The organism is Simiduia litorea (assembly GCF_042853465.1).
Classification (GTDB): Bacteria; Pseudomonadota; Gammaproteobacteria; order Pseudomonadales; family Cellvibrionaceae; genus Simiduia; species Simiduia litorea.
This window is the reverse complement of sequence record NZ_AP031497.1, coordinates 3,824,068-3,850,009: the sequence shown is the minus strand read 5'-3', so window position 1 is coordinate 3,850,009 and position 25,942 is coordinate 3,824,068. Positions and strand designations below refer to the sequence as shown.

Sequence of the window (25,942 nt, the reverse complement as noted above, 5' to 3'; positions counted from 1 at the left end):
AAAAATTATGTTGGCAGCACAATATATTGGCGACAAAAAATTCACGCTGGTGGCCGGCAGTCAAGTTGCGCCAGGCCCAGGTGAAGTCCGTTTAAATGTAGGCTATGTCGGTATTTGCGGCACAGACATGCATATTTACCACGGTGTTATGGATGCACGTGTGGCGCCTCCGAAAGTTATCGGCCACGAAATGTCGGGTACAGTCATGGCGCTAGGTGCTGGCGTTACGAATGTAGCCGTAGGCGATAACGTTGTGGTTCGGCCATTGGATTATTGCGGTGCTTGCCCCGCGTGTGATGCCGGCCATTCTCATGTTTGCCACAAGCTAAAGTTTATGGGCATTGATTCACCCGGCGCATTCCAAAGTAGTTGGACAGTGAAAGCCCGTACCTTGCACAAATTGCCTGAGGGCATGAGCTTAAAACAAGGTGCATTAATCGAGCCTTTGGCGGTTGCTACACACGATGTATCGCGTGCGCGTTTAAAAGCCGGTGAAAAAGCTGTGGTGATTGGCGGTGGCCCCATTGGTCAGTTAGTGGCTTTAGCCGCGAAATCCGTTGGTGCCGACGTGATGATTTCTGAGGTCAACGATGTGCGTCGCCAGTTTGCTAAAGACAACGGCATGGCAACGGTTAACCCTATCACTGAAGACATTGATGCCGTGGTAAAGGCCTGGACCAACGATAAGGGTGCCGACGTGGTATTCGAAGTGTCTGGTGTAAAGGCAGCCATTGAAACCATGACAAAAATTGCCTCCGTGCGCGGTCGCATTGTGATGGTGGCCATTCACTCGCAAAAGCCTGAAGTTGATTTGTTCCAGTTTTTCTGGAAGGAATTGGAGTTGCTTGGTGCACGAGTTTATGAGCATGCAGACTTCGAACAAGCCATCGCCTTGGTTGCCCAAGGCAAAGTTGACTTAGATAAATTCATCAGCTCAGTCACTGAACTCAACAATATCGGTACCGCTTTTGCCAGCATGGACAACAACCCAGCAGGAATGAAAGCCTTGGTTAGCTGTAACGGAGCGGTTTAAATTATGCAAAATCTATTTAGCCTCGAAGGTAAGCTTGCCTTAGTAACGGGTTGCAAGCGCGGTATCGGCAAAGGCATGGCAGAGGCCTTGGCCGAGGCCGGTGCCGATGTGATTGGTGTATCGGCAAGCCTCGAAAGCGCTAACGCTGAAGTGGCGCAGGCAGTTGAAAGGGCGGGCAGAAAATTCTACGCCTACCAATGTGATTTTTCAGATCGTTCGGCGCTTTACGCTTTCATCGCGAAGGTAAAAGTAGATCACCCGCGCATTGATATTTTGGTCAACAATGCAGGCACTATTTTACGTGCCCCAGCGGCCGAGCACGGCGATGACCTATGGGATAAGGTGATGGAAGTTAACCTTAACGCACAATTTATTTTAAGCCGCGAATTAGGCAAAACCATGGTTGCAAATAAGTCGGGAAAAATTATCTTCACCGCGTCGTTGCTCACCTACCAAGGCGGCATCACTGTGCCAGGTTATGCTGCCAGTAAAGGTGCTTTAGGTCAGTTGGTTATGGCGCTGTCGAACGAATGGGCCTCCCAAGGCATCAACGTAAATGCCATCGCTCCGGGTTACATTGCTACCGATAATACCGAAGCGCTACGCAACGATGCGCAAAGAGCGAGCAGCATTTTAGGTCGTATCCCACAAGGGCGCTGGGGTACACCGGAAGATTTCAAAGGGCCGGTAGTATTTCTTGCTTCCGCCGCTTCTAACTATATGAATGGCAGCACCGTGCTAGTGGACGGCGGCTGGATGGGGAGATAGCTATGATACCCGTGCAAAATAATGTGAACTTCATCGGCGGCCAATACGTGCCTTCAAAAGCCGCTGGCACAATTGTTATCTACAGCCCGTCGACGGGTAAGGCCATTGGTGAAATTCCAGAAGGTTGTGCCGAAGATGCGCAGCTGGCTTTAGAAAGTGCACAGGCAGCGCAAAAATCTTGGGCCAGATTAACCGCGCGTAAGCGTGCAGGCATTTTGCGTAACTTCGCGGCGGCTATTCGCGCCGAGACGGAGAGCTTGGCGACGTTACTCGTCCATGAGCAAGGTAAATTAATATCAGTCGCGCGCGGTGAAGTGGAGGCAACTGCTACATTTATTGAATATGCCTGCGACAATGCGCTAACGATTGAAGGCGATATCTTAGCGTCGGATAACGAAGGCGAAAAAATTTATATTCACAAGATGCCGCGCGGCGTCGTGGTAGCGATTACGGCTTGGAATTTTCCCTTGGCGCTAGCCGGTAGAAAAATTGGCCCAGCACTAATTACCGGTAACACAATTGTCGTGAAGCCTACGCAAGAAACGCCCTTAGCAACTTTGGAGCTTGGGCGAATAGCCAATGCCGTTGGCATTCCGGCCGGTGTGTTAAATATTGTTAACGGCACAGGTTCGGTGGTGGGGCAGCATTTGTGTGAAAGCCCCATTACGCGCTTAATAACCATGACCGGTAGTACCCGTGCAGGGCAAATTATTCACAACGCCAGCGCCAAGCATTTAACCCCCGTTATGTTGGAGTTGGGTGGCAAGGCCCCGTTCATTGTGATGGCGGATGCCGACCTTGATCGCGCTGTAGATGATGCGGTTTGGGCGCGCTTTGCTAACTGCGGTCAGGTTTGCACCTGCGCCGAGCGCTTGTACGTTCACGCTGATATTCACGATGCATTCGTCGATAAATTCGTCGCCGCCGTGAAGCGTATAAAAGTGGGTAACCCTTTGGATGAAACCAGCCAGATGGGGCCAAAGGTCAATCAGCGCGAAATTGAAAATATTGACGCTTTGGTAAAGCAATCGGTTGCCGAAGGTGCAACCCTTGTGTGTGGCGGCAAGTTGGCAGAGGTAGCCGGCTTCGAAGGCGGCAATTGGTATGAGCCCACCGTGCTTACCAACGTTACGCAAGCTAATGTATTGGTGCATGAAGAGACCTTTGGGCCTGTGCTTCCAATTGTAAAAATTAACAGCATCGATGACGCTATCGCTTATACCAATGACAGCGAGTATGGGCTTTCTGCGTATTTGTACAGCCAAAATATCCAGGATATTCAGCGCGCTATTGCCGAAATGGAGGTAGGCGAGGTGTATGTGAACCGCGGAATTGGCGAGCAGCATCAAGGTTTTCACAATGGCTGGAAAATGAGCGGTATGGGCGGTGAAGATGGTCGCTATGGGCTCGAGCAATACCTAGAAAAGAAAACTGTTTATATGAAAGAGTTTGTATAATTGAACGACACAAAAAAGCCCGGTAATTACCGGGCTTTTTTGCTGTGAATTTACTTTTAACCAGCGCTGCCAATTAAACCTTATTTAATGTTGGCTTTAAGTGCCGCTACGGCGTCTTTGATCTTGTTGGCTTTGAGGGCGTCGGAAATAGCGCGATGTTCGTCCACACAATCTTTTGATTGTCGAATACGTTTGTAGTTCATGCGCATGCGCAGCACGATGGGTAGCCATAAGTTTACCAGCTCTTGGCCGCCGGCCTTGGCCACGAGGTAGCGATGGAAGTCGATATCGGCTTTGGTCACCTCGGTAAAGTCTTCCACGTCGAAGGCGTCTTGAATGCGATCGAGGATGGCATCTAAATCGGTGAAGTCAGCTTCGGTCAGTTTGCCTTTCAGGCTTTGTAGCGCGAATACTTCAATCTTGACGCGAATGTCGACCATTAAGGTTTGCAAGGCGGGGCTTAGTACATCGTTAACCGACATACCGCAATTATTCTTGGATACCAGCAGACCTTCTTTGGTGAGCTGCAGTAAAACGTCGCGCACTGGGCCACGAGAAACACCGAAGCGGTTGGCCAAAGATTGCTCGTTGAGTTTTTCGTTGGGCGCAAGGGAACCGGCGATAATATCGGATCGAATTTGGTCTGCGATTTGATCTCGAATCGGAACGATTTTGTGCTCTTGCATGTTGCTTCCATGTGCAGGGTCGGCGGAGCCGACAGTGAGTGGTTTTGAAAGGTTAACTTACTTGTTTATTGTTTACAATGCGGAACGAAAATATGAAACTTTTTTGCGATTGGGGAACCAGTAGTTTTCGGCTTTTTTTGGTGACCAATGATGGGGCAATTGTGGCTCAAACGACGAGCAATCAAGGTGTTTCTCGCCTGCCTAAAGTGAAACAAGCGGGGTATTTACGCGAACAGGCGGAGCAGCTCTGCGCCGAGGCCGCTGAGCTCAGTGTGTACGTGTGCGGTATGGCGGGCTCTGGTTTAGGCTTGGCCAATGCAGGTTATCAGGCTTGCCCAACTGGTGCAGAAGCATTAGCGAGTCATTTGGTATCAATAGATGTTCCAGGCTTGAAGCAGGTATGGCTGGTGCCGGGGTTATCCGATACACAAACGAGTGCCGATGTCATGCGCGGAGAGGAAACGCAATTGCTTGGTTGGCTTGCCTCTGATTTAGCTTATACGCAAGGCGCTTTTACCCTTTGCTTGCCCGGTACGCACAGTAAGTGGGCGCAGGTTAATGACGGGATTGTTCAGCGCTTTCAAACGGCATTTACCGGTGAGATGTACGCGTTGTTAACGCAGCACTCTACCTTAAAACGTCAATCTGAGCAGGTTGATAATGCAGGCTTTGCCTTGGGTTTAGCGGCCAGTAACAGCGAGCAGCCCTTATTAAGTGCTGTGTTTGGTGCGCGCGCTAAAGTGCTCTTAGGCCAAATGCCGGCGGCACAGTCTGACGCTTTTCTCTCGGGCTTATTAATTGGGTGTGAAGTAAAACAAATGTGGCTAGCAGGTAGGGTTCATATTATTGCCAACGGTCAATTATCGGCTTTATATCAGCAGGCTTGTGATTTTTACGGCATACCAACCCAAGTGCATTCTGGCGACGGATTGTCCGTGGCTGGTTTGCAACTTATTTCGACATTTTGTCAATAAACCGATGTTCAAGTTTGCCGGTGAAGGGGGTTTGGTAAATGAATAAATTGCCGGCCGAAGCTTGTGCTTTGCGTTGTGCGTCACTGAGGCTATAGGTGCCGGTGGAGACAACGAGCCAATCCAGTTTTGGGCCGGCAAAGGTGACACAAGCGGGTTGTGAAACCGGCAAGGTTAGCGAGGTGTCTATTTGCCCTTGCGGCGATACGCGTATCACTTTACCGCTGCCCCATAAGGCATTCCAAAGATAGCCGTCTTTATCGGTTACTGAGCCATCGGGATTAAACGCTGGATCGACATTGATTAACGTGCGGCCGGCACCCAGTTCACCTTTTGCGCTATCAAATTCGTAGTAGTCGATACATTTTTTTGTGGAGTCAGAAAAATACAAGCGCGTGTTATCGGGCGACCAGCACAAACTATTGGAAAGCCTAACCTGATCTAGGTGTTCGGAAACAGAACCTGAATGATCAACACGGTAGAGTTTGCCTTGCTCTGAAGGTTTGGGAGAAAAACAATTGGGCAGGTCAATTAATGAGCCGACCCAAAAGCGGCCGTGCGCGTCGCAGCGGCCGTCGTTTAAGCGCAGGGGCGCACCTTCGGGTAGCCGGTAAAACCATTCGATGGCACCCGACTCGGGTTGGTAGCGAGCAAGCCCGCTCTGAAATGCTGCTAATAGCCAATCACTGTTTTCAATCATGGCAAAGGAGCACAGGTCTTCGGGTAGGGCAAAGTTTTCCAGTTGACGTTGGGCTGGATGATAGCGGTAGAAGCGCTTGCCTGGCATATCAGTCCATAACAGCTTTTGGACGCGATCGTCCCACAGGATGCACTCACCTAGGCCGTTGTGAACTTCTACTTCATCAATTAAATACACGGGGCTAACGTCCAGTAGAAAATAATATGTTAAATGTTAACAAAATATAGCGGAGGGTACCAATCCTATCTCTGCTAAACCACACGGGGTATAGGCTACGATATGTGCGCAGGGGTTTAAGCGTAGGTTGCTGAGTAATTCAGCTTGATTTGACGGTTCGCCATTTGTAACCCGTGCTTGTCAGTTTTAATTTGCTCGCACTTTTGTTTAAAGTGATGCCTCTCTTGCATTTATCGATTGTGCTTTACCGCAGCACACCTTAGCCGGATGAGCTCGGCCCTTATTGTAATGCGCTAGTAAAATCTCCTGATTTTTCGCAATTCATTCGGTGATGTATAGCGCTTTTTACTAGCAGTATCGGGCGCGGTATAGGGCTGGGGTATCTGGCTTTTATTCGAGGGGTAGGGCTTCTAAAGGCGCGGCGGATTAGTTCTGAAAAACGAGGCACTATAAAAAGCTCACAATAGCATTTCAGCTGATTGTAATTTTTGGAGGCTTTTAGACGGGCTATAAATTATGCCCCCAAAATGTTTACCAAGGGACATAAAAAACGCCCAGCCGTTAAGCGGGGCGTTTTATGCTTATTAAGCTTAAACAGCGCTTAACCTACTTGTGATCTACCCAGAAATCGTACACCACAACTTCGCCGTAATTATTGGCGTTGCCGGTGTAGCTGCCTTCTTTTTCCGCGTTGCTTTGGGTGTAGTTACCTATTTTGAAATAGGACTGGTCGTAGTTGCGGTTCATTACGTAGGTGTTGGAGCCATCTTTGACGAGGTAGCTGCTCGCGTTACCCGCTTTGTAAGCCGCTTCTAGCTTGCCGTCTTCGCTGTAATAAACGTAGTGTTTGCCATTGATAACTTCGAAGATCACTTCGTGCTTTGTGCCCAAGTTGTAGTTGGTTTTGATGGTTAGGTTGCTGCGTAGCACACCACCGTTAAAGCTCAGGAACAGATGCTTATTCTCGAGACGAAGCACCATGGCGTCGTCGATGCCATCCGCTTTGTTGCCGTGGATCTGCGTGGCTACTAAGTGCGGTTTTACAATTGGCAGGTGAGTGATGGCCTGCTTAACGTAGACAACGTGGGTGCCACTGGTGGTCCAGTAGATATCCGAGCTGCCGGTTGTGGTGCGTTCACGCAATTCTGAACGAATGTAGTCTGAGTTTGGCGTCGAACCGTTGTTGCTTCTGATGGGTGCTTTAAACACAATGCCGTCGCGGTTGTCGTTAACGTAGAAGTATTCGTTGTTGTACTCGCCGCACAGGGTTTTGTCTTCCACGCCACTTGGGTAGGTGATTTTCCACTGGTTGCAATTGTCCATGAGATCGGACGGAATTTCCGCCGTGCCAGATGAGCCGCCTGAGCCTGAGCCGCCGCCGGAGCTACCGCTGTCTGCGACGGATTTAAATTCCCAGTGTTGATTAACATTGCTATCCGACGAGTTCCACAGGTAGATCATTTGGCGACTCGCAGCGCCATTATTGCCATCGAGAGAGTAAGAAACACCGCGTTTTTTGATGCGGTAAACTTCGGTGCCCGCATAAATTTTTACTTTGGAAAAATGCTGGTTGTAGTCGTTGGTGTCACAGGTTTGTAAAGTAATCGCTTGGCGTTTTGAGCCACCGTTACCGCCATCCCAGCACAGGTTAGTGCCCTCTTTTTTATAGGCGTAGTAACCGTTACCACGATCGAGCTGTACCCATTTTTGGTTGGCGTTGCTGGTGTTGGTTGACCAAAGGTAAATTTGCTGGCCCTCAATGGCACCACCGTTGCCGTCAATGGAGTAGCCAGTACCGTATTTTTCGATCACAAATGTTGCTGCATTTGCGGCCGATGCGAAGGCTGAAATCGCCAGTAGGGCGAATAAGTTTTTATAGTTCATATCGAATCTCCCTGATGATTAATGAGCGGCGATGCCAGAGTGGCTGCGTTGAGTGGGTTTCATTGCTGTGGGTTTCATTATTTTCATTATTGTTACTCGTTGTGCTGCCTAGCGAGTGACGAGCTGGCAGGTATTGTGATTATTAGAATGGCCACGCTACCTCGGTTTTCACCCTCTCCGTAAACTGGCCAGGTATACGGGACATCAGGTACTTCTGAAATTGTGACGCACACCTTGTGGGTTGGTATGCGGGTGGGCGCTTGTTTTTATATTCTGGGCGCCCAATAATTATTCGGATTGCTATCGATAGTAGTTTTGTTTCGAAAAATAGACAAATATTTCATGCACCAAATGACAATTGGTTAACCAATTTTTATTGATGGTTTTGCTGTTTTCTCGATTAATCCTTGTAAAACAATATATTAATGATCGGTATTTATTGGGTTTTTATCTTTATCTAAATAAAAGTCGGGATATGTTTTGGCGCATTCGTACCATTAAGTGTTTATTTTTCGGTGTTTTAATGTCTGATATCTTGGTGTGTGAAACCTTTTGTCGTCATTTTATTTTGATCAGATAGGTTGGCTGTTGTTTGGTGTTGGATCGGGATTAAAAGGCTGTGTATTCAGCCTAAGTTATTAAGGGCCAGGTGCCGCACTGTAAAAGCCTTGGGGTGGCATGTGGTTGCGATGAGATGTTCCATCTGATGGCGTCAATTTGATGTGTGTTTCAAGTGCGGGAATGTTAAGTGTTAATCATTGTCGTTTTGTTCTTTGCGACGCTTTTTCTGCACCCTATGTGCAGCGTTGATAGCATGTCTATGCGCTCAGTTTATGACATTGCCCAGTGAGCCGGCTTAGGTATCGCAAGGCCTGAAAGCCATCGAGGTTTTTCTAGAATACTATTTGCATGATTCGGCCGTTTCTTTTTGCGAGCGAAATAAAATAGCTACGCGCCTTAATTCTGTCCGCCACCTATTCCGTGGCGCAATGTAATAATGAATACCCAAACTCGTAAGAAACGACGGTAATTACCACGCTTGTGCACACGGTGCTGGTTTACTTTACAGATGACTTTTGCAGTTAATTCTAGTGGCTCGCCCAACTTGGTGGCCCATAAAACTATGTTAGCCACAAAATGCCATGTCGCAGGCGTCTTTTTGAAAAAATAGATCAATCGGAAAGGTAAGAATTTTTTGTTTTTTTTGATAGCCCACATCGCGTGCAAGGTCTGAAGCTGAGGCTCGAGTAGCCAGCTGGCTCGCCAGTTAAGCATGGCTTAGTTTGTAAAGATTGTGATTTGGTGAAACTTTACTTGCCAACTCTCCGTAATATCTATAGCGCTATTAATTATTTAACTGAGAATTAAAAGGAGGATGTATGCCGAGCTTGAAATCACTAGTAGAAGGCTATGGAGGGTATCACACGTGGAACTTCAAACAAACGTCTATGGCCGTGACTCGGGTTACGATCTTTGACTCCAAAACTCGTTGGGGAATATGTGCAGGCCTGGCAACGGAATGGATAAAAGAGCACGTTAATGGTCGTTCACTTGTGACGCAACTTGGTGGTGTTGCGGGCCAATCGCTCAGGCTTGCTGGTATCAGACCTGTAGCCAAGCTTCATGCCAGTGCGAGTGGCGGCAATGGGTATCAACAAGAAGTAATGCTGACGCGGTATTTAAGTGAGCATGGCGTGATAACCCGGGGGCGAATTCAAAAGGCGCCTGCTCCTTATGAAATCCTGAATGACGCTGGGCATCGAGCGCTGAAGGATTCGTGTCACAGCGTTGATGTCCCCATGTACGATATTCAGGAAATGATTGTCGATAACATGAAAAAGCACAGAGATTGTTATTTGAGAATAAGTTTCGGTGGCAAGGCCTATCGCTTTAGAGCGGGGCATGCTGTCGCTGCTTGGATGGGTGGGCGTGGCGAAGACGCCGCCTTTTTTGACCCCAACTATGGGGAGTTTTGGTTCGAAGATAAAGAGATGTTTTTTCTCTTCTTTCAAGCATTTTATCGCAAGTATTATAGAAATAGCCTGGTAAAATATGATCGCTATTTCGATATCATTCCATGTGGGAAGAGAGTTTAGCTGTCAAGTTCTTTGCCCACGTTATGTGGGCATTTTTTTGGAAAATTGACTTTCTTCTAAGGCTGCTGGCGAAGGCGCACCGCCTATCAAGAAGGATTGGGCGTTGGCCCTAAAACTCTTGTGGCGAACAATAAGTCAGGCGCATTGCTTATGTTTCCCTCTCTCCGTCCCTGCCTTTCGTGCTAGCGAAATTCAGTCGTAAATATTCGAATTCACAAAAAACCACGCTAATTACCACGCTCGTGCACACGGTGTTGGGTTAACTTGCAGCCGATTATTGCAGTTAATTCTAATAGATCGTTTAGCTTGGTGAACCCACAAACCATGTTAGCCAAAAAATACCATGTCGCAGGGATATTTATGAAACAATTCAGATTACTCGGAAACGCAACGATTTTTCTTTTTGCCTTAGTGCTTGCCGCCTGTGGAGGCGGCGGTGGAGGTGGTAATGGTGGCGATGGGCCAGCGGTGAATCCACCTCCTGCTGTAGCGCTGCCCGTGCTTGCTGATTTGGCTGCGCAAGTTTTTGTCGTTAATGCGATTGTTGAATCTATCTCGTTGACAAATACCGGTGGTGGTGAGCTTACGGCGTGTACTGCCGAAGGTTTGCCGCAGGATATTGCCGTGGTCATCTCAGCAGGCGGCAGTACTTGCGAACTCACCGGTGTTGCAAGTCTTGTACAGGCAGCCACAAACTTTAGCGTAACCGCGACAAACGCCAGCGGCAGCGCGACTGCGGTTGGCTCTATTCAAGTCGATGAGCCCACGCCCTTTATCACCCGGTGGAAGACCGATAATGCCTTCGGCGCAAGTGAGGACAATCAAATTACTTTATCCACATCACCGGCGTTCAGCTACGACTACACCGTTGATTGGGGTGACGGCAACACTGATGAGAATGTAACCGGCGATATTACCCACACTTACGCCACGTCAGGTGAGTACACTGTCGCTATCACCGGAGACTTTCCGCAACCGTTTTTTACGCTTGTTGGAGAGGGAGAGGCTCTTTTATCCGACTCGAGTAAGCTGCTCTCTGTAGAGCAGTGGGGCAACCGCCCATGGCTTTCGATGGAACAAGCATTCCTATTTTGTAAAAATTTGGTGATCAACGACACTCAGCTACCCGATTTTTCTCGTGTTGAGAGCATGAGAATGATGTTCTTTGGCGCAAGCGATTTCAACAGTGACATCAGCGCCTGGGATGTATCCCACGTCAGTGATATGAGTGACATGTTCCTTGGGGTAAATGGCTTTAACGGCGACCTCAGCGCCTGGAACCTATCGAATGTGACAAACATGAGCGGTATGTTCTTGGGTGCGAGGAGCTTCAATGCAGACATCAGCGCGTGGAACGTATCGAATGTGACAAACATGCGCCGTATGTTCACCGGAGCTAGCAGCTTCAATGCTGACATCAGTGCCTGGAACGTATCGAATGTGGAAAACATGCAGGGCATGTTCTCAGACGCAAAAAGATTCAACGCTGAAATAAACCAGTGGGATGTATCGCGTGTCACAGATTTTTCTAGCATGTTCGCCTTCACCGATGACTTTAATCAGAGTATCGAAATTTGGAATGTATCCAGCGCATTGAATATGGAATCTATGTTCAGGAACGCGACTAGCTTTGACCAAAATATCGGTGGCTGGGATATTTCAAGCGTAACGAACATGTCGGAAATGCTCGAAGGCAATGTGCTATCCCTTGAAAACTACAATTCATTGCTTATCGGATGGGCAGCGCAGGGCGTTCAGCCAAATGTTAATTTCGGGGCTGGTTCCGCACAATTCAGCGCAGAAGCACAAGATGCCCGCAACCTACTAACCGATGCATTTGGTTGGACTATCGAGGATGGCGGGCTGCTCGTACTAGCCGAGCTTGAAGCAGTATCAATGACTGCCTACACCAATAATGAAGTGATATTTTCGATAAATAACAAGGGTGGTAACGCTGATCTATGCGCATCCAGCGACTTACCGGCAGGCTTGAGCGTTCAGGTGACCAGCGATGGCAGTAGCTGTGAAATTGTAGGCACCCCAGTGGCTGCGCAAGCGCCTACACAAGCCAACATTACCACCACCAACAAGGTAGGCAGCACCAGCTCAACTATCGACATCACCATTTTGCAAGAAACACCTTTTATTACTCGCTGGAAAACGGATAACCCTGGTGCCAGCGCGGATGATCAAATTACCATCAAAGTTTCGCCAGATTTTGATTATGACTTTAGCGTGGACTGGGGGGATGGGAATGTTGATAACAATATCACCGCCGATATTACCCATACCTATGCTGTCGCCGGAGAATACGTGGTTTCAATTACCGGCAAATTTCCACAGCCATTTTTTATCAACACTTTCGATGCCAGCCTTACTGATTCGCCAAAACTGCTCGCTGTAGAACAGTGGGGTCAGCGTTCTTGGTTGTCTATGAAGCAGGCGTTTTTCAATTGCGTCAATCTCGTTATTAATGATCTTGAAAGCCCGGATCTGACATTTGTTAAAAGTATGGCGTCTATGTTCACCAATGCCGACAACTTGTCGGGCGAGATGAACAATTGGAATGTCTCCTCGGTAACCGATATTTCCAACATATTTTCCGGCGCGGACAAGTTCAATACAGACATCAGCAATTGGGATGTGTCGAATGTGAAAAATATGGCCTCCGCTTTCTCCAACGGTTCATTTAATCAGGATATCGGCAACTGGGATGTATCGAACGTTACCAGTATGAACTCCATGTTTAAGAATGCATTCACATTTAACCAGGACATTGGCAGTTGGAACGTATCAAAAGTCACCAGCATGAGTTCAATGTTTGAAAATGCTGACAAATTTAATCAAAACATAGGTGTATGGGATGTATCGAGCGTCCGCTTCATGACAAGTATGTTCGAAAATACCGCCCTGTTTAATCAGGACATTAGCGCTTGGAATGTCTCAAATGTCATCAATATGCAGAAGATGTTCAGAGAAAATAGGGTGTTCAATCAGGATATTGGTAATTGGGAGGTTTCCAGAGTGACAACCATGAATGACATGTTTTTCGATGCGGATGCGTTCAACGCGGATATCGGTGGCTGGGATGTATCAAATGTCACCAATATGTCCAGAATGTTCAGACAGACCAATGCATTTGATCAAGATATTAGCCAATGGAATGTGTCAAAGGTCCGCGACATGGATGAAATGTTTACTGCAGGAGCACTTTCTACACCAAACTACGACGCAATACTAACGGCTTGGAGCCAGTTAGATTCTCTTGTTTCCGGGATTAAATTTAGTGCAGGGAGCACTACTTTTTCACCCGAATCACAAGCCGCTAAGGATAAGCTCGTTAACGACTTCGGTTGGGTAATCTCCGATGGTGGGCAAGTGACGACAGCACCTTAATAACTACAAGGCATTGAGGTTTTAAGTTTATCGCTGGCTGTTGCTCAGGTGGATATTGAGCAACAGCCAGTTATCATTCGGATTTTCGTGCTATTGATGTTCGTGCTTTTACAGCTAGCTGTTCTTCGCGATAAACTCTCTAACCGTATCAACAAATATCTTCGATGCAGGCTCCCTGCCCAGCAATAAATGCCCTTCGCTTTCAAGACCTACGAACTCAGCATTGGGAATACGTGAAGCAATATCTCGGCCGACACTAGCAGGAATGCGTTGATCCCCTAAAGAGTGGATGACCAGTGTAGGCACTGATATTTTCCCCAGTTGTTGGCGCACATCAATATCACCAAAAGCCGATAAAAACCTAACGGCGTTAGTGGGCGAGGTGGTTAACCGCTGAAATTCATTAAACCAGTCTAGTTCTGCTTTTTCCGCATTTGGCAGGAAGGTTGACGAGAAAATTTGCCGATAGGCTGGGTTACTTTGCCCCCAGCCGACTTCCGTTAAGGTTAAAATAGCTTCTCTTTCTCGCATCTGCTCTTCACTGGAATCAATGCGCCAGCCGGCTGCATAGCCACCGAAAAGAATGAGATGGCTTACTCTTTCTGGGTGTTTAATAGCGTATTCAATGGATACTGAGGCGCCTTGCGATATTCCCAATAGGGCAAATTTTTCCAGTTTACTGGTGGCAACGACCGTTTCGAGGTCTTCTACAAAGGCGTTGAATGAAATGTCTTTTACGTCCCAGTCAGATAGGCCGTTACCGCGCTCATCGTAGCGTAAAAAATGATGGTCAGTGGCTAGGTCACGAAATAGCGGACTCCAAATTGGAGCGTCCCAGTCGTGTTCCAAATGGCTAAGCCAGTTTGCAGCTTTTACTATTGGGTAGCCTTGTCCGACCGAGGCGTAGGCGATACGCACGCCGTCTTTGGTTGAGCAAAACTTAATTTTCTGGCGATTGAGCAATTCGTGGGCGGACGGTGTTTGACTCTTTTCGTTCGCGCTGACCTCTATATTGTTATCAATTTTTATGGGCCAACTCATGCCTGCGTTTTTGAATCTTAAGCTAAGTTCTGCAGATGTTTTCTCAAATGCCGATAGCTCATCTAGAAATTTTAACTGGTTTAACAATATCGTCGCAGCCTTAGTGTTATAGGGTTCATGGTCTAGCCACAATTTAAGCCAATTTAGCTTTTCGTGAGGTGTCAGATTTGGGTGTAGCGATAGTTTGGCTAGAGCTCTGCCGTACATTTTATTGATTTCATGACGCTCTGATTCGAGCCAGCGTTGGAAAAGGCTTTGGCTTGGAAGATCTATGCCCATTAAGAATGGTTCTTCCAGTTGCTTTAATAGGGTTTTAATTTCATCGATGGACAAAGTATGTTCACTAATTTTTTTATCCATGACATGTATGTCAAGTTCAATGTCTGGCGTTAATAAGGCAACACGCTCTCTATCGGCGATAAGTCTTTCCGTTGTGGTGTCATTGATTAAAGGGCGAATTTTACTCAGCGACCAACGCAGAGCGCCGCGTGGATCATTGGGTATTTCCCAAAATATTTCGCAGAGTCTATCTCGTCTATGAGGTCTGGCAGTCATGGCAAGAAAGGCGAGTAGGGCTCTCGATCGTTTCGATTTTGGTAATGATATTTCTTCGTTGTTTTTAAACAGTCGAAACTCGCCAAGGGTTTTAATGGTGATGTTCATCGCTAGGAATGCCTATTTACTGTTGTTGCAGCGGTATGGTCATGGATTCTTGTCACAGTGAATTCGTTCCTTCAGTTGCCGATGCTCATCACTATCTGGGCACAAGCTGTTCGTTCTGTCTGATGGTTAGTGGGTGTTCATGCCTAGCTTTCCCCCGGAGATAAGGTTGGTCAGTTAATTTCTGGGCGCTAAGTAAAAGTGCTATACAACAGTGTAATGCGAGGTTTCACCTAGCAAATTTTACAGTAATTGCCTGTCGCAGCGTTATTTCTCCCTTTTTAGCGTTCCTTGCTGAATACCGTTAGTTTGACAATATCCATACCATCATGCGCCTATACCTGAGTATGGTTTTATCGCCTTTTGTGGTTGCTTAGCGCTAATTTTGTTTTTTAAAAAAGGGAAAAATAGATTTATTATTTCCAGTGTTCCATGGCTTTATCTCTACTTTTACCTGTTGCACAACGTTAAATGGTTATATGGATTTCTGGCCATAAAAAGTCAGCGTAAACTTCGCGCCGCCTTCTGCCGTGTTGCTCGCCGTAATGCTGCCTCCGTGCACAGTCATGATTTGTCGTGCCAATGCTAGGCCTATACCTGCACCTTGTGGTTTGGTGGTGTAAAACGGCAGAAAGATATCGCTCAACTTAGTACTTTCAAGCCCTGGACCGTTATCGCTAAGGCTTAGCGTAAGCTCGTGTTTGTTGTTGATGCTGGCCTGCATGCGAATAGCGCCGGGCTTGACCTCACTTTGTTCCAGCGCCTGTTGGGCATTGCGCAGTAAATTGATAATCACTTGTTCAAGCAAATGTGGATCTGCTGCTAGCGTTAGGTTCTTCGGTTGGCACTCTATGGCGCAGGTTATGTGCTGTGAAGTGTGCATGGGTTGAAAGATTGATAGGCAACGTTGAAATAAATCCAGCACGCTAAAGGTTTGAATTTTAGGTTCCGGCAAAAGTGTGAGGCTTCGGTAGCGTTGCACAAATTGCATCAAGCCGTCGGCGCGTCGGGCGACTGTCGCGGTGGCGTCCTGTAGGTCGCGTAGATCCTCGTCGGGCGTCGGCACAGTCGCCTGCATATGCTGCGCTAAGTTGTGTGCGGTTTTTGCTAGCGAGGCGATGGGCGTGATGCTATTCATCATTTCATGGGTGAGCACACGCACGAGATCTTGCCAAGCTTGCAGCTGAGCTGTTTCCAGTTCGCGTTGAATGTCGAGCAAACTGAATAGCTTTTCCGACCCTTGGCCAGTCGTTAGGCATGTCATTTGCGCCATCAATTGTCGCTGCTCAGTGCCATCATTAAACAGCAGTAGCTGGCGTTCACCGGGCTGTAATGCGGTGATGTTGGTGGCGAACGGGAGGCCAAATTGTTTGAGTTCTTGGCAGCGCGTCAGATTGGGTAATAGATGCCGAGCCGCGTGGTTGTGCAAGCGGATGTGGTTGTCTTCGGCGAGAGAAAAAAGCGGCACCGGGCTACTTTCTACCAAAGTTTGATAATAGCGGAGCTGTGTGGCTTGATCGGTTTTTTGCGCGTTCAGGGCATGGCTCACCTGTTGATAGGCTTCGAGCATGTCGTCGGGTGGGGCGTAACTCTGGACAATAAAGTCGTTGCTGCTACCTTGCTTGAGGGCAACGAGAAACTGCTGAAAACGCTGGCGCTCTTGGCTGATAGATTGTTCGAGCCGCCCTAGTTGCCAGAGGCTTAGCGCGAAGGCAAATCCGGTTGCGCCCCAATAACCCGGCAGCTGCCAAAGCCACAACCCTAAGCATAGGGTGAGCGCCAGCAGGACGACTCTGAGCCTGACGCTAAGCGGGAAGAGCCTAGCGCTTGGTGTGTTAGAGGCCATATTTTTCCATCCGTCGATAGAGGGCGGCACGGGTTAAACCTAGTGCTTTCGCTGCCTGACTAATATTGTAGTGATGCTTACTCAACGCCTTCTGCACCAATGTCTGTTCCATGCGTTCGAGATCTAAATCCTCTTCCTCGGGCAGCGCAGGTGTCTCTCCTGCTGCCGGTGGTTCGTTAGCTGGCAGGTGGCTTGCCTCTGTGAGTTGTAAGTCTGCCGCCTCTAAGTGTTGCCCCTCCGCAAGAATGACCGCGCGCTCGATGGCGTGGCGCAAGGCGCGTACATTACCTGGCCAAGGGTGTTGTCGAGCGAGCGCGTTGGCCTGATCTGAGAGCTGGCGATTATGTTTACGGTACTTGCGCGCATAAAGTTGCGCATAATGATCGGCAATTAAGGAAATGTCCTCTGCGCGCTGGCGCAGCGGTAGCACCTTGATCTCTACGGTGTTGAGCCTAAAGAAGAGATCTTGTCGAAATTTTGCTTCGTTGGCTAAGTCGCTGTGGCTAAGGTTGGTGGCTGAAATGACGCGCACATCTATGGCAACTGGCGTGTTGCCTCCGACAGGGGTGACCTGCCGTTTTTCCAGCACCGTTAATAATTTGGCTTGCAGTGGTAAAGGCAGGTTGCCAATTTCATCTAAAAACAGCGTGCCGCCCTGTGCGGCAACAAGGCGACCAATACGATCCGTGTGAGCGCCGGTGAAGGCACCTTTCTTATGGCCGAATAATTCCGATTCAAACAGGTTCTCAGACACAGCGCCCAAATCGACCGCCATAAAGACTTGTTGAGCGCGTAAGCTTTGCTGGTGTAAAGCGCGTGCAACCAGCTCCTTGCCGGTTCCGTTTTCGCCCAAGATCAACACATTGGCATCGGTTGGCGCGACGCGGGCAATCAACGAACGCAATTGCTTCATGCCGGATGATTGGCCGAGCATGTGATCGCTGGTCTGCTGGGCCTGCACCAGTGCGCGATGGCTTTGTTTATAGTGATCCGCTTCACTTAAACTTTGATGTAGGCGCACGGCTGCAGACAGCGTGGCGATGACTTTTTCATTTTGCCAAGGCTTGGCAATAAAGTCTGTGGCACCTTCTTTAACCGCCTGCACGGCGGTATTGATATCGCCGTGGGCGGTAATCATGATGACAACCGCGTGTGGGTCTCGTGCGAGAATTTTTTTCAGCCAGATAAAACCCTGCTTACCGTCGCTCTCGCCAGGCGAAAAATTCATATCCAATAAAATTGCATCGAACCGGTGTGCCGCTAGCAAATCAGGGATTTGTGCCGGACGATCGGTGGTGATGACCTTGTCGACCTGACGTTTCAGTAACAGCCTAGCGGCGGTAAGGATGTCTTGGTCATCGTCGACCACCAATATGCAGGTATTGTTCACGGTGTTAAATCCTCCCTAGGTGTTCGGTATCGTACAGGTTCGCTCGGTTTAACACAGCTTTCAGTGTTCATTTTCGAACACATGGGCGCGCCACCTAAAAGCTATTTACATTTTGCTCTTAAAAAACAGTGGGTTACGAGTTGGCCTCTGGTTTGCAAAGCATGGCTATATATCCCATAAATAAGGACATGGCTCATGTTGTTAGATGCGGTACAGAATCGGAACCCAGCTCATAGAGACGTAGCGGTTGTTGGCGCGCCGACGCTATGGCAAAAAAAATTACTCAGTTTTACGGGGCGCGCTTGGTTTGCTGTTGCCTTTCTAGGGCAGTGGATTTTTGTCGCTTATGTGGTGCTTCACTACGGTGGCATGTTGCTCGAAAATGGTTTGGCTGGGTGGAGCGTTGAAAGTAAAAACGCCTATGTGGCTGGCGATTGGCTCGGCAATCTATCCATGCTGGCGCACATTGTGTTGGCGGTGGTTGTGCTCGTGGGCGGCTCTTTGCAGTTGATGCCGGTGGTGCGCTCGCGCTGGCCTAAATTTCATCGCATCAATGGGCGCGTGTATATTTTAGGTGCCGTTATTACTAGCATCGCTGGGTTGATTTTGGTGTGGGGCCGCGGCACTGTTGGTGGTGACGTGATGCGGTGGGGCATTAGTCTCAACGCGCTGTTGATTATCGCTTTTGCGGGCTTAGCCATCTATTGCGCTATGCAGCGACGTTTTGCTGAGCATCAACGCTGGGCCTTGCGCTTATTTATGGTAGTGAGCGCGGTTTGGTTTTTCCGCATTACTTTTATGCTATGGATGATATTAACCGGTGGTGCGGGTATTAATTTTGACGACTTCACCGGCCCATTTCCCTACACACTGGTTTTTGCACAATACTTTGTGCCCTTATTGATATTGGAGCTTTTCCAGTGGGTTAAGGTAAAGGGGTCTGCCGTTGCGATGCATGCGATGACTGGGCTGGTCATGTTGTGCATCGTCTTGACCACTGCTGGCGTTGGCGCCGCAACTGTTGCTATGTGGTTGCCAAAAGTCATGTAACTTTAGGCTTTGCCTTAGCCTTTTATTTGCGAGAGAGAACCGCCGCATGCCTGATACAGATACGCTGTTAATGCTAGCCGATGTAGATAAGGTTTATCAGGCGTCCAGCTTGCGCACCCAAGCGTTACATACCATTGACTTAACGGTGCGCACGGGTGAGTTTGTCGCGATCATGGGGCCATCGGGCTGCGGTAAAACGACCTTACTCAATATTTTGGGTTTGATCGACAGACCCAGCGCCGGCCGCTATGAATTTATGGGCAGTGATGTATCGCGTTTGCGCGAGTCTGGGCTAAGCGACTTACGCAAGCAGCACATAGGTTTTATTTTTCAAAATTTTAACCTAATCGATGAGTTGACCGTTGCAGAAAATATTGAGTTGGCGCTGCTGTATCGAAAATTAAATGCCAAAACTCGAAGGCAGCGGGTGTTAGAGGCCATGGATCAAGTGGCACTCGCACACCGTGCCGATCACTACCCCAGTGAGTTATCCGGCGGTCAGCAACAGCGCGTGGCAATCGCGCGTGCGCTTGTTGGTGGGCAATCGTTGATACTTGCCGATGAACCCACCGGTAATTTGGACAGCGCTCAGGGGCGAGAAGTCATGGCGATGTTACAGCACCTCAATAGGCAGGGCAGTACTGTCGTGATGGTGACGCACTCTGCGCTGCACGCGGATTACGCCAACCGCATTGTGCACTTATACGATGGCGCCTTAGTCACCGATAGCACTCGCCTATCGATACCGGCGCTAGGTTAACACCTTGATATCACCTTACTCAGTCGATAAGCGCGAACAATATGTGGCTTAATCTTCGCTTAGCATTGCGCAATTTGCGCAAGCATCGTTTTTTTAGCGTGATTAATCTGGCCGGTTTAGGGGTTGGTTTAACGGTGTTTCTGTTTAGTGTTCTATTCGTGCGCTATGAAACGAATCACGACCATATGTTTGCTAAACGCGACAACATCGTAACCGTTGGTAGCCAATTCTCGGCAGCGTCGGGCGAGCCCATCAGCCAGTACCCGAACGTTCGCATGGCCTACGGGCCATTATTTCAAGCGGAGGTGCCCGGAATTTTGCGCGTGGTGCGCAGTAAGTTTGAGCGCCGCAAGATTTATTCGCCCACCGGTGCTTTTCATCTCGGCTTGCGCTTTGTCGATGATGGCTTTACCGAGCTGTTTGATTTTCACTATCTGCATGGCGGCGCGGCAGAATTAATCAAGCCTTTTACGGTTGCACTGAGTGCTAGCCATGCTCGAACGTTCTTCGGAACGACGAACGCTGTGGGTTTTACTTTACAGCTTGATCAACGCTGGCCGCTGCGCGTGGTGGCTGTTTTTGACGATGTGGGTGCCGATAGCCACTTTAATTCTTCCCTGATGCCAGATGTTGAGCTGACTAGCTTTACCTCGCTATCAACCTTGATAGCGACCTCTGAATATACCATCGCTGGCGAGTGGACATCGCTCCAGCCGACCGATCTCACTTACCTATTGCTGCCAGATAATGCCGATCTTGTGGCGCTGCAGCAAAGCGTAAACGCTGTTGCTGAGCGTCATGCCGATGCTAAAGAGCGCGCCTATATTTCTGCACTTAATGTTCGGCCGCTACGATACCATCATACACAAGTGTGGGATTCACTCGGCTTTCCAGTTAATGAAACCCTAACCTTAATGGGCTTGTTGGTGGTGTTAGCGGCGGCCTTGAACTATGCCAATCTTGCCAGCTTACAGCACGCCAGTCGCGCTAGAGAGTGGGGCTTGCGCAAAACCTTTGGCGCTAAACCGCATCAATTATTGCGCCAATTGTTGCTGGAAACTGTGTTGTTAGTGGCCGTAGCGACGTGGCTGGCATTTAGCTTAGTGGAAATCATTGTGCCGCTTTTTAATGCTTGGAGTGGTAAATCTGTTGCTATCGATTATGTTCGGTTGGTGCCTGAGTTAATAGTGTTGGTGGCATTGTTGGGTTTGGTGGCGGGTATGTATCCTGCTGCACAAGCGGCCAAGTACAGCGCCAGTGATGCGCTGCGCAAAGGTTTAGCTGATAGCACGCTAGTAGATCGAGGGCGGGTGCCGAGGTTGCGCCAGCTGTTGGTGGCAGCTCAGTTTGCCATTGCGACCTATATCCTGGCTCTGGTTGCGGTCATCGCGTTGCAAAATAATTTCTTACAAACATTAAGTGACGTGTTCGGGCGCGAGCGCACAATAATACTGTCAGAAATGACAGCGCCAAGGCTGCAGGAACATCTACCAGAAAAGTTATCCGCGTTTCAGCAGGCGTTGCTTAAGCTACCTGGCGTAGAGGGAATGACGGGCGCCGAAAGTGTCCCCTATTTACGGGTGGGCGGCTCAAGCGTTTTGCCGGGCACGGAGGAAGAGATGTTACACGGTGAGGTGGACGCAAATTTTTTCTCCCATTATCGTATTCCCTTTTTGCAAAAATCCACGGATAGCGTGGCGCCGCTAGATGTTGATGACATCCCGGTGGTGATCAATGAGATGGCTATGGAAGTGTTGGGGCTTAATGATATAGACGATGCGATGGGTTATCGCTATCAGGCTGAAATTGACGGCATATTACGCAATTATCTGGTGACCGGTGTTATACCAACGCAGTACTTTCTAGGTGTCCACATGCGCAAGCGCCCGATGGCTTTTTCAATAAAGGCGAGGCCATACCCCTATTGGTCAATAAAATATACAGCGCCTATTGACGAGACCGATGTGAAGAATATGCAACTTCTCTGGCGCGACTATTTCCCGACCGACCCTATAAGTTTGCAGCCTTTAGATCACTTTTTTAATCGCTTCTTTAAAATCCCCACCATGATCGGTAACGTTATTAGCTTGTTTGCAGGTATTGCCGCGCTCTTGGCAGTTATTGGTTTGCTGGGCTTGGCGGTATTCGCCGCCCGGCAACGGGAAAAGGAGTTGGGTTTGCGCAAAGTATTTGGTGCCACATGGGTAGATATTTTTTGGCTGCTGGCGCGTCAGTTTGCGTTGCCGGTATTGAGTTCTTTGTGCATTGCGCTGCCCTTGGCGTATATTTCTTCTCACCAATATTTGAAGTTCTTTCCCGAGCAGATGCCGTTCCTTGGGCTGGTGACACTGTTGGCTGGCGGCGTGGCTATATCTATCGCGGCAATAGTTGTGGCCTGCCAAGCGTTGATTGTTGCTAACAGTTCAGCGGTGTACAGTTTACGACGGGTTTGAAAAACGTTTACAAAGAGAAAAGGCATTACCTATAAATGCACTTTGGTTGACCCAGCCTCAGGTTAGGGTTTGCTTTGACGTGGAGGCTCGGTATTCCTTGCAGTTACCTTTCTGCGCGCTCAATTTCCCGACTAGCCCAATCGATAAGTAGCGCCAAGGCTTTTTCTTCATCATTTATTTGCGTGTTAATCACAGTGCATTGATATTGTTTACCTAAGTGTAGGTAGAGTTCGACGTATCGCTTATGCCAGCTATTGGGATAGGTTTGTTCATCTCGATCAGCTAAACGCGCGAGCGTTGTGTTCAGGTCAATCCAACAAATGGCTGTGGCAGGGCGGTGTGTCCAAAGACGGTGGTGTGTTTCGGGTAGGAGAGTGAACAAGGTGATCCATAGCCGATCAAAAACTAATAGGGGTTTCTCACCGTGCAGCTTCAACACCTGCTGGTAAGCTTGATTAGCGACATCAATGAGGGCAGTAAAATCTTTCCCATCTGCTGCCTCGAGTAGTGCCGGCCCGTACGGATCTCCATAGGGCCGGACATATTCAGCCTTGAGTGCTTGTGCTAAACGGCGCGTAAGGGTGGTCTTTCCCGTGCCATCGTGACCATCCACAGCGAGAATAAACGGCTTGTTTTGCATAGGCGCTCGCGACCTTGTCAAAATTAAAATGGGTGTAGCACAACGCTGTGGCTGGCGTCATTTATCTCCAGCCAATAGTGCCGCTCTTTGCTTTCGTCCAATACTTTTTTTGCCTCGTCTGCCAGGGTGATATTGCCTTTAGGTGAAACCTTAACTTTCGCACCCTTTCCGCTGCTAGACAGGAAAAGCTGCTTGTCTTTTACCTGAAGATAAACGAGCTCACTGGTAGCCTTTTTCATCCCCAAACAACGCCGTGCAGAAACCGGCAGTGTAATAATGCCGCTTGGTGACATCTTCAGAGATTTGTTTTTGACCGTCAATAATTGTTGCATACATCCTCCTTACTTTTTTCGCGAAAAAAAGCACGATAATACAATGCTTCGTACCGTTGCTTTAGGGTAAGGGCTGATTTTCCCTCCCGCCAAAGATCTTTATCGTAGGCGTCGACTCGATCGAAATCTTGGTTGACTTCACGCACTCGCATGCAGTCTGGACTAATTTCGCCATAGAGAATATGACCGCTTTTATCGACGAAGTAACAAATATCAATAAGTTGCAGACCCGCCTGATGAAACAAATTTTCGATAAATAGAAAGCTCGAGCGCGCCAAGGCTTTAGCCGATGGCATGTCTTTAAGCCATACGCTGGCGTAATCGTCGGAGATGGGTTCATCGGCGAGTCGGTTGCCTTTATCATCGGTTAATGGATGGCGCCAATCGAAGCATACGAGGGGCTGGTCGAAGCGCGACCAGCGCATTATTGAACCACAGGCTTGTGTGCTGCCGTAATTTTCGGTGTACAGATATCTGTGTAGAGGCGAGCCAATATGATAGCGCTTAACGCGTACTTCAATATTGCTGTTTTCTACCAAGCGTTGCGCTGTGTAAACCTCATCGCCTCGCTCAATGAGAGCAACGAAGGCATTTCGTCTTAGTGCCGCATTATCTGACAGTTGCATTCTGCGAAACACTTCCGCTGAAAAGCGCGCCCGTAGAATGTCGGTACCGGCGACATCGCCATAGCGATTCTTCGAAAATGAATAGACAGAGGGCTTAAATTTTTCAACGACGAGATTGTTGGTTAACTTTCGGATGATTTTACTTTCGCCTTCGGCCACCAGCGGCAGTGCATCAAAATTAAAGTGCAAGAGCCTGACGACCTGCTCAACCGGAGACATGCTGCTGTCTAGAAGATAAACGGTATATTTACCCGCGTGATATTCTGGCAAGGGTTTATGCTGCAGAGTCAGCAGCGGCTGACCAAAGGGCCGCTGTTCTACCGGTGTTGTCACAGCGACAGCTTGTAGCGTGATATTGAGCTCGGCAAGTGCGTGTATTAGGGCTCGAATATTTGCTTTGTCTGGCGTTAATTTATAGCCAATGGTTATCGACATATCTACCTCCATGCGTTTCAGTAAATGCTTACCGGTATACATCCAAACGTTTGTTGTATTCTTCGAGCACTGCTTGTGTGGTCCACGCGGCTGAAGCTATTGCTTGACTCGCTTCACCGTTAAGGCAGCGCTGGGTTTGCGCTCTAACGTCAAAACCAAATTTATTAATGCACAGCTGAATGACAGTCTCTTTGCTAAGCGGCTCTTCGATTGCGCCTTGAATGCCGCGAATAACATTGAGCGGAATTTTTACAAAGTATTGGTATAAGTTCCGTTTGTCGTCGTTTGCGTCATGCAGGCTATTCCCAGCCGCAAAGCTAGACATGCCTATGAGCTGCCGCATGCGCACAAAGCCGAAGCTAAAGTTCCGTACAATTAATTCGTTTCTTGGTTTGATGGGCGTGGGTATGGCGCCAAAGATGCATAGCCCATGGCTTGATAAATTGTCTCCAGATAATAGCTGGTAGTTGAAAAAGTTTTCAGGGTTGTAAATGCCAATATTGAGTTCAATGCCTTGGTAGGTGGGGCTCTTTCCCGCGAGCTTTATGAGGCTATCGGTTTCATCTCTAACGACAACAATGAGATCATAGTCGGAAAATTCGTCGCTATTGATGGATGACCCATAGACAATAATTGCTTCAATTTGGTCGCCCAAAAGATCCTTCAGCTGGTTGATAAACCCAAATTTTTTCGTTTGCTTTTGGTCGAGATGAGCGGCGCTCATAGTAAGGGTTTGGTGGCTTACCTTGGCGGATAGGCACCTAATTACCTGCGCGAAAAGCCCTTTGAGTTGAATAAACGTCTCTAGGCTGCTAAGACCTTGCCGTCTTTGCTTAACGAGTTCGATAACGGCATTACACAGGTCTAGCGACTCAAGTTCATTATGCTGTTGTTTATGGGCGAAAACCCCAGCGTACCAAAGTCGTGACAATTTGCTGTCAATGGTGCCTTCAGACCAACGGTTTTGAATAATCGCCGCACCTAGGGTAACACCGGCGAGAAACATGGTTGACTGGAGCCAGTACGCAGGTGAGCAGATGTCGTCTGCAGCATTTACGGCGATGGCTAATGCTGGCGGATCGGATGGGTACTCTGGGCTATTTAGCTTGGCAGCTTCGATATTACGCCTCGCGGCGTAAAAAAATAGCGGGTGGAATAGAGCCGATAGGCGAAGCATTGTGGGGGTAATAACCCTTGGGTTTTTCAGACCTATGCGCAAGGCTCGCTGTGGCAGGTGCTGGAATGCTGTTAAGGGAAGGTCGGTATCTAGAAAAGCAAAGCTAACATATTTGTCGCGATCGCCAAGCCAGCGACAGGGTAGGAAAATTTGTGAATACGCCAAGAACGGTTTGTTTGCCGCAGGTAAGCTCGGCAGAGCTTGAGGTGTTTCTTGGGTGTCTGTTGCTTGGCGCGCTAAGATTTCCATTGTCGCCATTTTCCTTGTGGCTTAGTGGTATGAATTTGCTGGTTTGGTAAAAATAGATAAGCCTAAATCTCGCTGTAGCTGCACCTGTACACTTGATGCTTAGAAAAAACTCTAG

At 48.5% G+C, this 25,942-nt stretch carries 19 protein-coding genes; 9 read left to right on the top strand and 10 right to left on the bottom strand.

Going from position 1 to position 25,942, the window contains the following annotated elements; genetic code table 11:
* The first annotated feature begins 7 nt into the window (after positions 1–7).
* From ACGHTT_RS17065 to aldA, 3 genes are read left to right on the top strand one after another with little or no spacing between them, the layout of a single operon-like run.
* Complete coding sequence (locus tag ACGHTT_RS17065) at positions 8–1,033, top strand: zinc-binding dehydrogenase (RefSeq protein WP_390592179.1); 1,026 nt, start codon at positions 8–10, stop codon at positions 1,031–1,033.
* A 3-nt stretch (positions 1,034–1,036) separates the two neighbouring features.
* Positions 1,037–1,801, top strand: a complete 765-nt coding sequence (locus ACGHTT_RS17060; protein WP_390592178.1) for an SDR family oxidoreductase — start codon at positions 1,037–1,039, stop codon at positions 1,799–1,801.
* A gap of 2 nt (positions 1,802–1,803) precedes the next feature.
* On the top strand, positions 1,804–3,258 hold the full coding sequence (aldA, locus tag ACGHTT_RS17055) for an aldehyde dehydrogenase (protein ID WP_390592177.1): 1,455 nt from the start codon (positions 1,804–1,806) through the stop codon (positions 3,256–3,258).
* Positions 3,259–3,338: 80 nt separating this feature from the next.
* On the opposite strand, the gene ACGHTT_RS17050 is transcribed toward aldA, so the two are convergent.
* Positions 3,339–3,944, bottom strand: coding sequence for a GntR family transcriptional regulator (locus ACGHTT_RS17050; protein ID WP_390592175.1), 606 nt, complete (start codon positions 3,942–3,944; stop codon positions 3,339–3,341).
* Between the two features lie 77 nt (positions 3,945–4,021).
* On the opposite strand from ACGHTT_RS17050, the gene ACGHTT_RS17045 reads away from it, so the two are divergent.
* Positions 4,022–4,918, top strand: coding sequence for a 2-dehydro-3-deoxygalactonokinase (locus ACGHTT_RS17045; RefSeq protein ID WP_390592174.1), 897 nt, complete (start codon positions 4,022–4,024; stop codon positions 4,916–4,918).
* On the opposite strand, the gene ACGHTT_RS17040 is transcribed toward ACGHTT_RS17045, so the two are convergent.
* Both ACGHTT_RS17040 and ACGHTT_RS17035 read right to left on the bottom strand, forming a co-directional pair.
* Positions 4,896–5,792 (bottom strand): SMP-30/gluconolactonase/LRE family protein, encoded by an 897-nt coding sequence (locus ACGHTT_RS17040; RefSeq protein WP_390592173.1) that lies wholly within the window; start codon positions 5,790–5,792, stop codon positions 4,896–4,898. The two genes, ACGHTT_RS17045 and ACGHTT_RS17040, sit on opposite strands and share 23 nt — an antisense overlap.
* A gap of 606 nt (positions 5,793–6,398) precedes the next feature.
* Positions 6,399–7,676, bottom strand: coding sequence for a polysaccharide lyase family 7 protein (locus tag ACGHTT_RS17035; protein ID WP_390592172.1), 1,278 nt, complete (start codon positions 7,674–7,676; stop codon positions 6,399–6,401).
* 1,379 nt (positions 7,677–9,055) lie between these two features.
* On the opposite strand from ACGHTT_RS17035, the gene ACGHTT_RS17030 reads away from it, so the two are divergent.
* Both ACGHTT_RS17030 and ACGHTT_RS17025 read left to right on the top strand, forming a co-directional pair.
* On the top strand, positions 9,056–9,772 hold the full coding sequence (locus ACGHTT_RS17030; RefSeq protein WP_390592171.1) for a YopT-type cysteine protease domain-containing protein: 717 nt from the start codon (positions 9,056–9,058) through the stop codon (positions 9,770–9,772).
* Positions 9,773–10,132: 360 nt separating this feature from the next.
* Positions 10,133–13,168: a BspA family leucine-rich repeat surface protein gene (locus ACGHTT_RS17025; RefSeq protein ID WP_390592170.1), complete on the top strand. Its 3,036-nt coding sequence runs from the start codon at positions 10,133–10,135 to the stop codon at positions 13,166–13,168.
* Between the two features lie 114 nt (positions 13,169–13,282).
* Here ACGHTT_RS17025 and ACGHTT_RS17020 read toward each other — a convergent pair whose 3' ends face one another.
* The 3 genes from ACGHTT_RS17020 to ACGHTT_RS17010 all read right to left on the bottom strand — a co-directional run bounded on the left by ACGHTT_RS17020 (position 13,283) and on the right by ACGHTT_RS17010 (position 18,105).
* Positions 13,283–14,872, bottom strand: a complete 1,590-nt coding sequence (locus ACGHTT_RS17020) for an alpha/beta fold hydrolase (protein ID WP_390592169.1) — start codon at positions 14,870–14,872, stop codon at positions 13,283–13,285.
* Between the two features lie 472 nt (positions 14,873–15,344).
* Complete coding sequence (locus ACGHTT_RS17015; RefSeq protein WP_390592168.1) at positions 15,345–16,745, bottom strand: sensor histidine kinase; 1,401 nt, start codon at positions 16,743–16,745, stop codon at positions 15,345–15,347.
* Positions 16,705–18,105 carry a sigma-54-dependent transcriptional regulator gene (locus ACGHTT_RS17010; RefSeq protein ID WP_390592167.1) on the bottom strand — a complete coding sequence of 467 codons (1,401 nt, stop codon included), beginning with the start codon at positions 18,103–18,105 and terminating at the stop codon, positions 16,705–16,707. The genes ACGHTT_RS17015 and ACGHTT_RS17010 overlap by 41 nt, the downstream gene beginning before the upstream one ends.
* 195 nt (positions 18,106–18,300) lie before the next feature.
* Here ACGHTT_RS17010 and ACGHTT_RS17005 point away from each other — a divergent pair, with 195 nt between their 5' ends.
* Genes ACGHTT_RS17005 through ACGHTT_RS16995 form a run of 3 tightly spaced genes read left to right on the top strand, consistent with a single transcriptional unit; the run spans position 18,301 to position 22,368 of the window.
* Complete coding sequence (locus tag ACGHTT_RS17005; RefSeq protein ID WP_390592166.1) at positions 18,301–19,155, top strand: DUF2306 domain-containing protein; 855 nt, start codon at positions 18,301–18,303, stop codon at positions 19,153–19,155.
* A gap of 46 nt (positions 19,156–19,201) precedes the next feature.
* Complete coding sequence (locus ACGHTT_RS17000) at positions 19,202–19,915, top strand: ABC transporter ATP-binding protein (protein ID WP_390592164.1); 714 nt, start codon at positions 19,202–19,204, stop codon at positions 19,913–19,915.
* A 41-nt stretch (positions 19,916–19,956) separates the two neighbouring features.
* Positions 19,957–22,368, top strand: coding sequence for an FtsX-like permease family protein (locus ACGHTT_RS16995; RefSeq protein WP_390592163.1), 2,412 nt, complete (start codon positions 19,957–19,959; stop codon positions 22,366–22,368).
* A gap of 103 nt (positions 22,369–22,471) precedes the next feature.
* On the opposite strand, the gene ACGHTT_RS16990 is transcribed toward ACGHTT_RS16995, so the two are convergent.
* The 4 genes from ACGHTT_RS16990 to ACGHTT_RS16975 are packed head-to-tail and all read right to left on the bottom strand — an operon-like array spanning position 22,472 to position 25,827.
* Positions 22,472–23,008, bottom strand: a complete 537-nt coding sequence (locus ACGHTT_RS16990; RefSeq protein WP_390592162.1) for a hypothetical protein — start codon at positions 23,006–23,008, stop codon at positions 22,472–22,474.
* 23 nt (positions 23,009–23,031) lie between these two features.
* Entirely contained in the window at positions 23,032–23,340 is a 309-nt protein-coding gene (locus ACGHTT_RS16985; protein WP_390592161.1) for a hypothetical protein, read from the bottom strand.
* Positions 23,325–24,401, bottom strand: a complete 1,077-nt coding sequence (locus ACGHTT_RS16980) for a phosphoribosylaminoimidazolesuccinocarboxamide synthase (RefSeq protein ID WP_390592160.1) — start codon at positions 24,399–24,401, stop codon at positions 23,325–23,327. Before ACGHTT_RS16980 ends, ACGHTT_RS16985 begins: the two co-directional genes overlap by 16 nt.
* Before the next feature lie 28 nt (positions 24,402–24,429).
* Positions 24,430–25,827: a hypothetical protein gene (locus tag ACGHTT_RS16975; protein WP_390592159.1), complete on the bottom strand. Its 1,398-nt coding sequence runs from the start codon at positions 25,825–25,827 to the stop codon at positions 24,430–24,432.
* Positions 25,828–25,942: the final 115 nt, after the last annotated feature.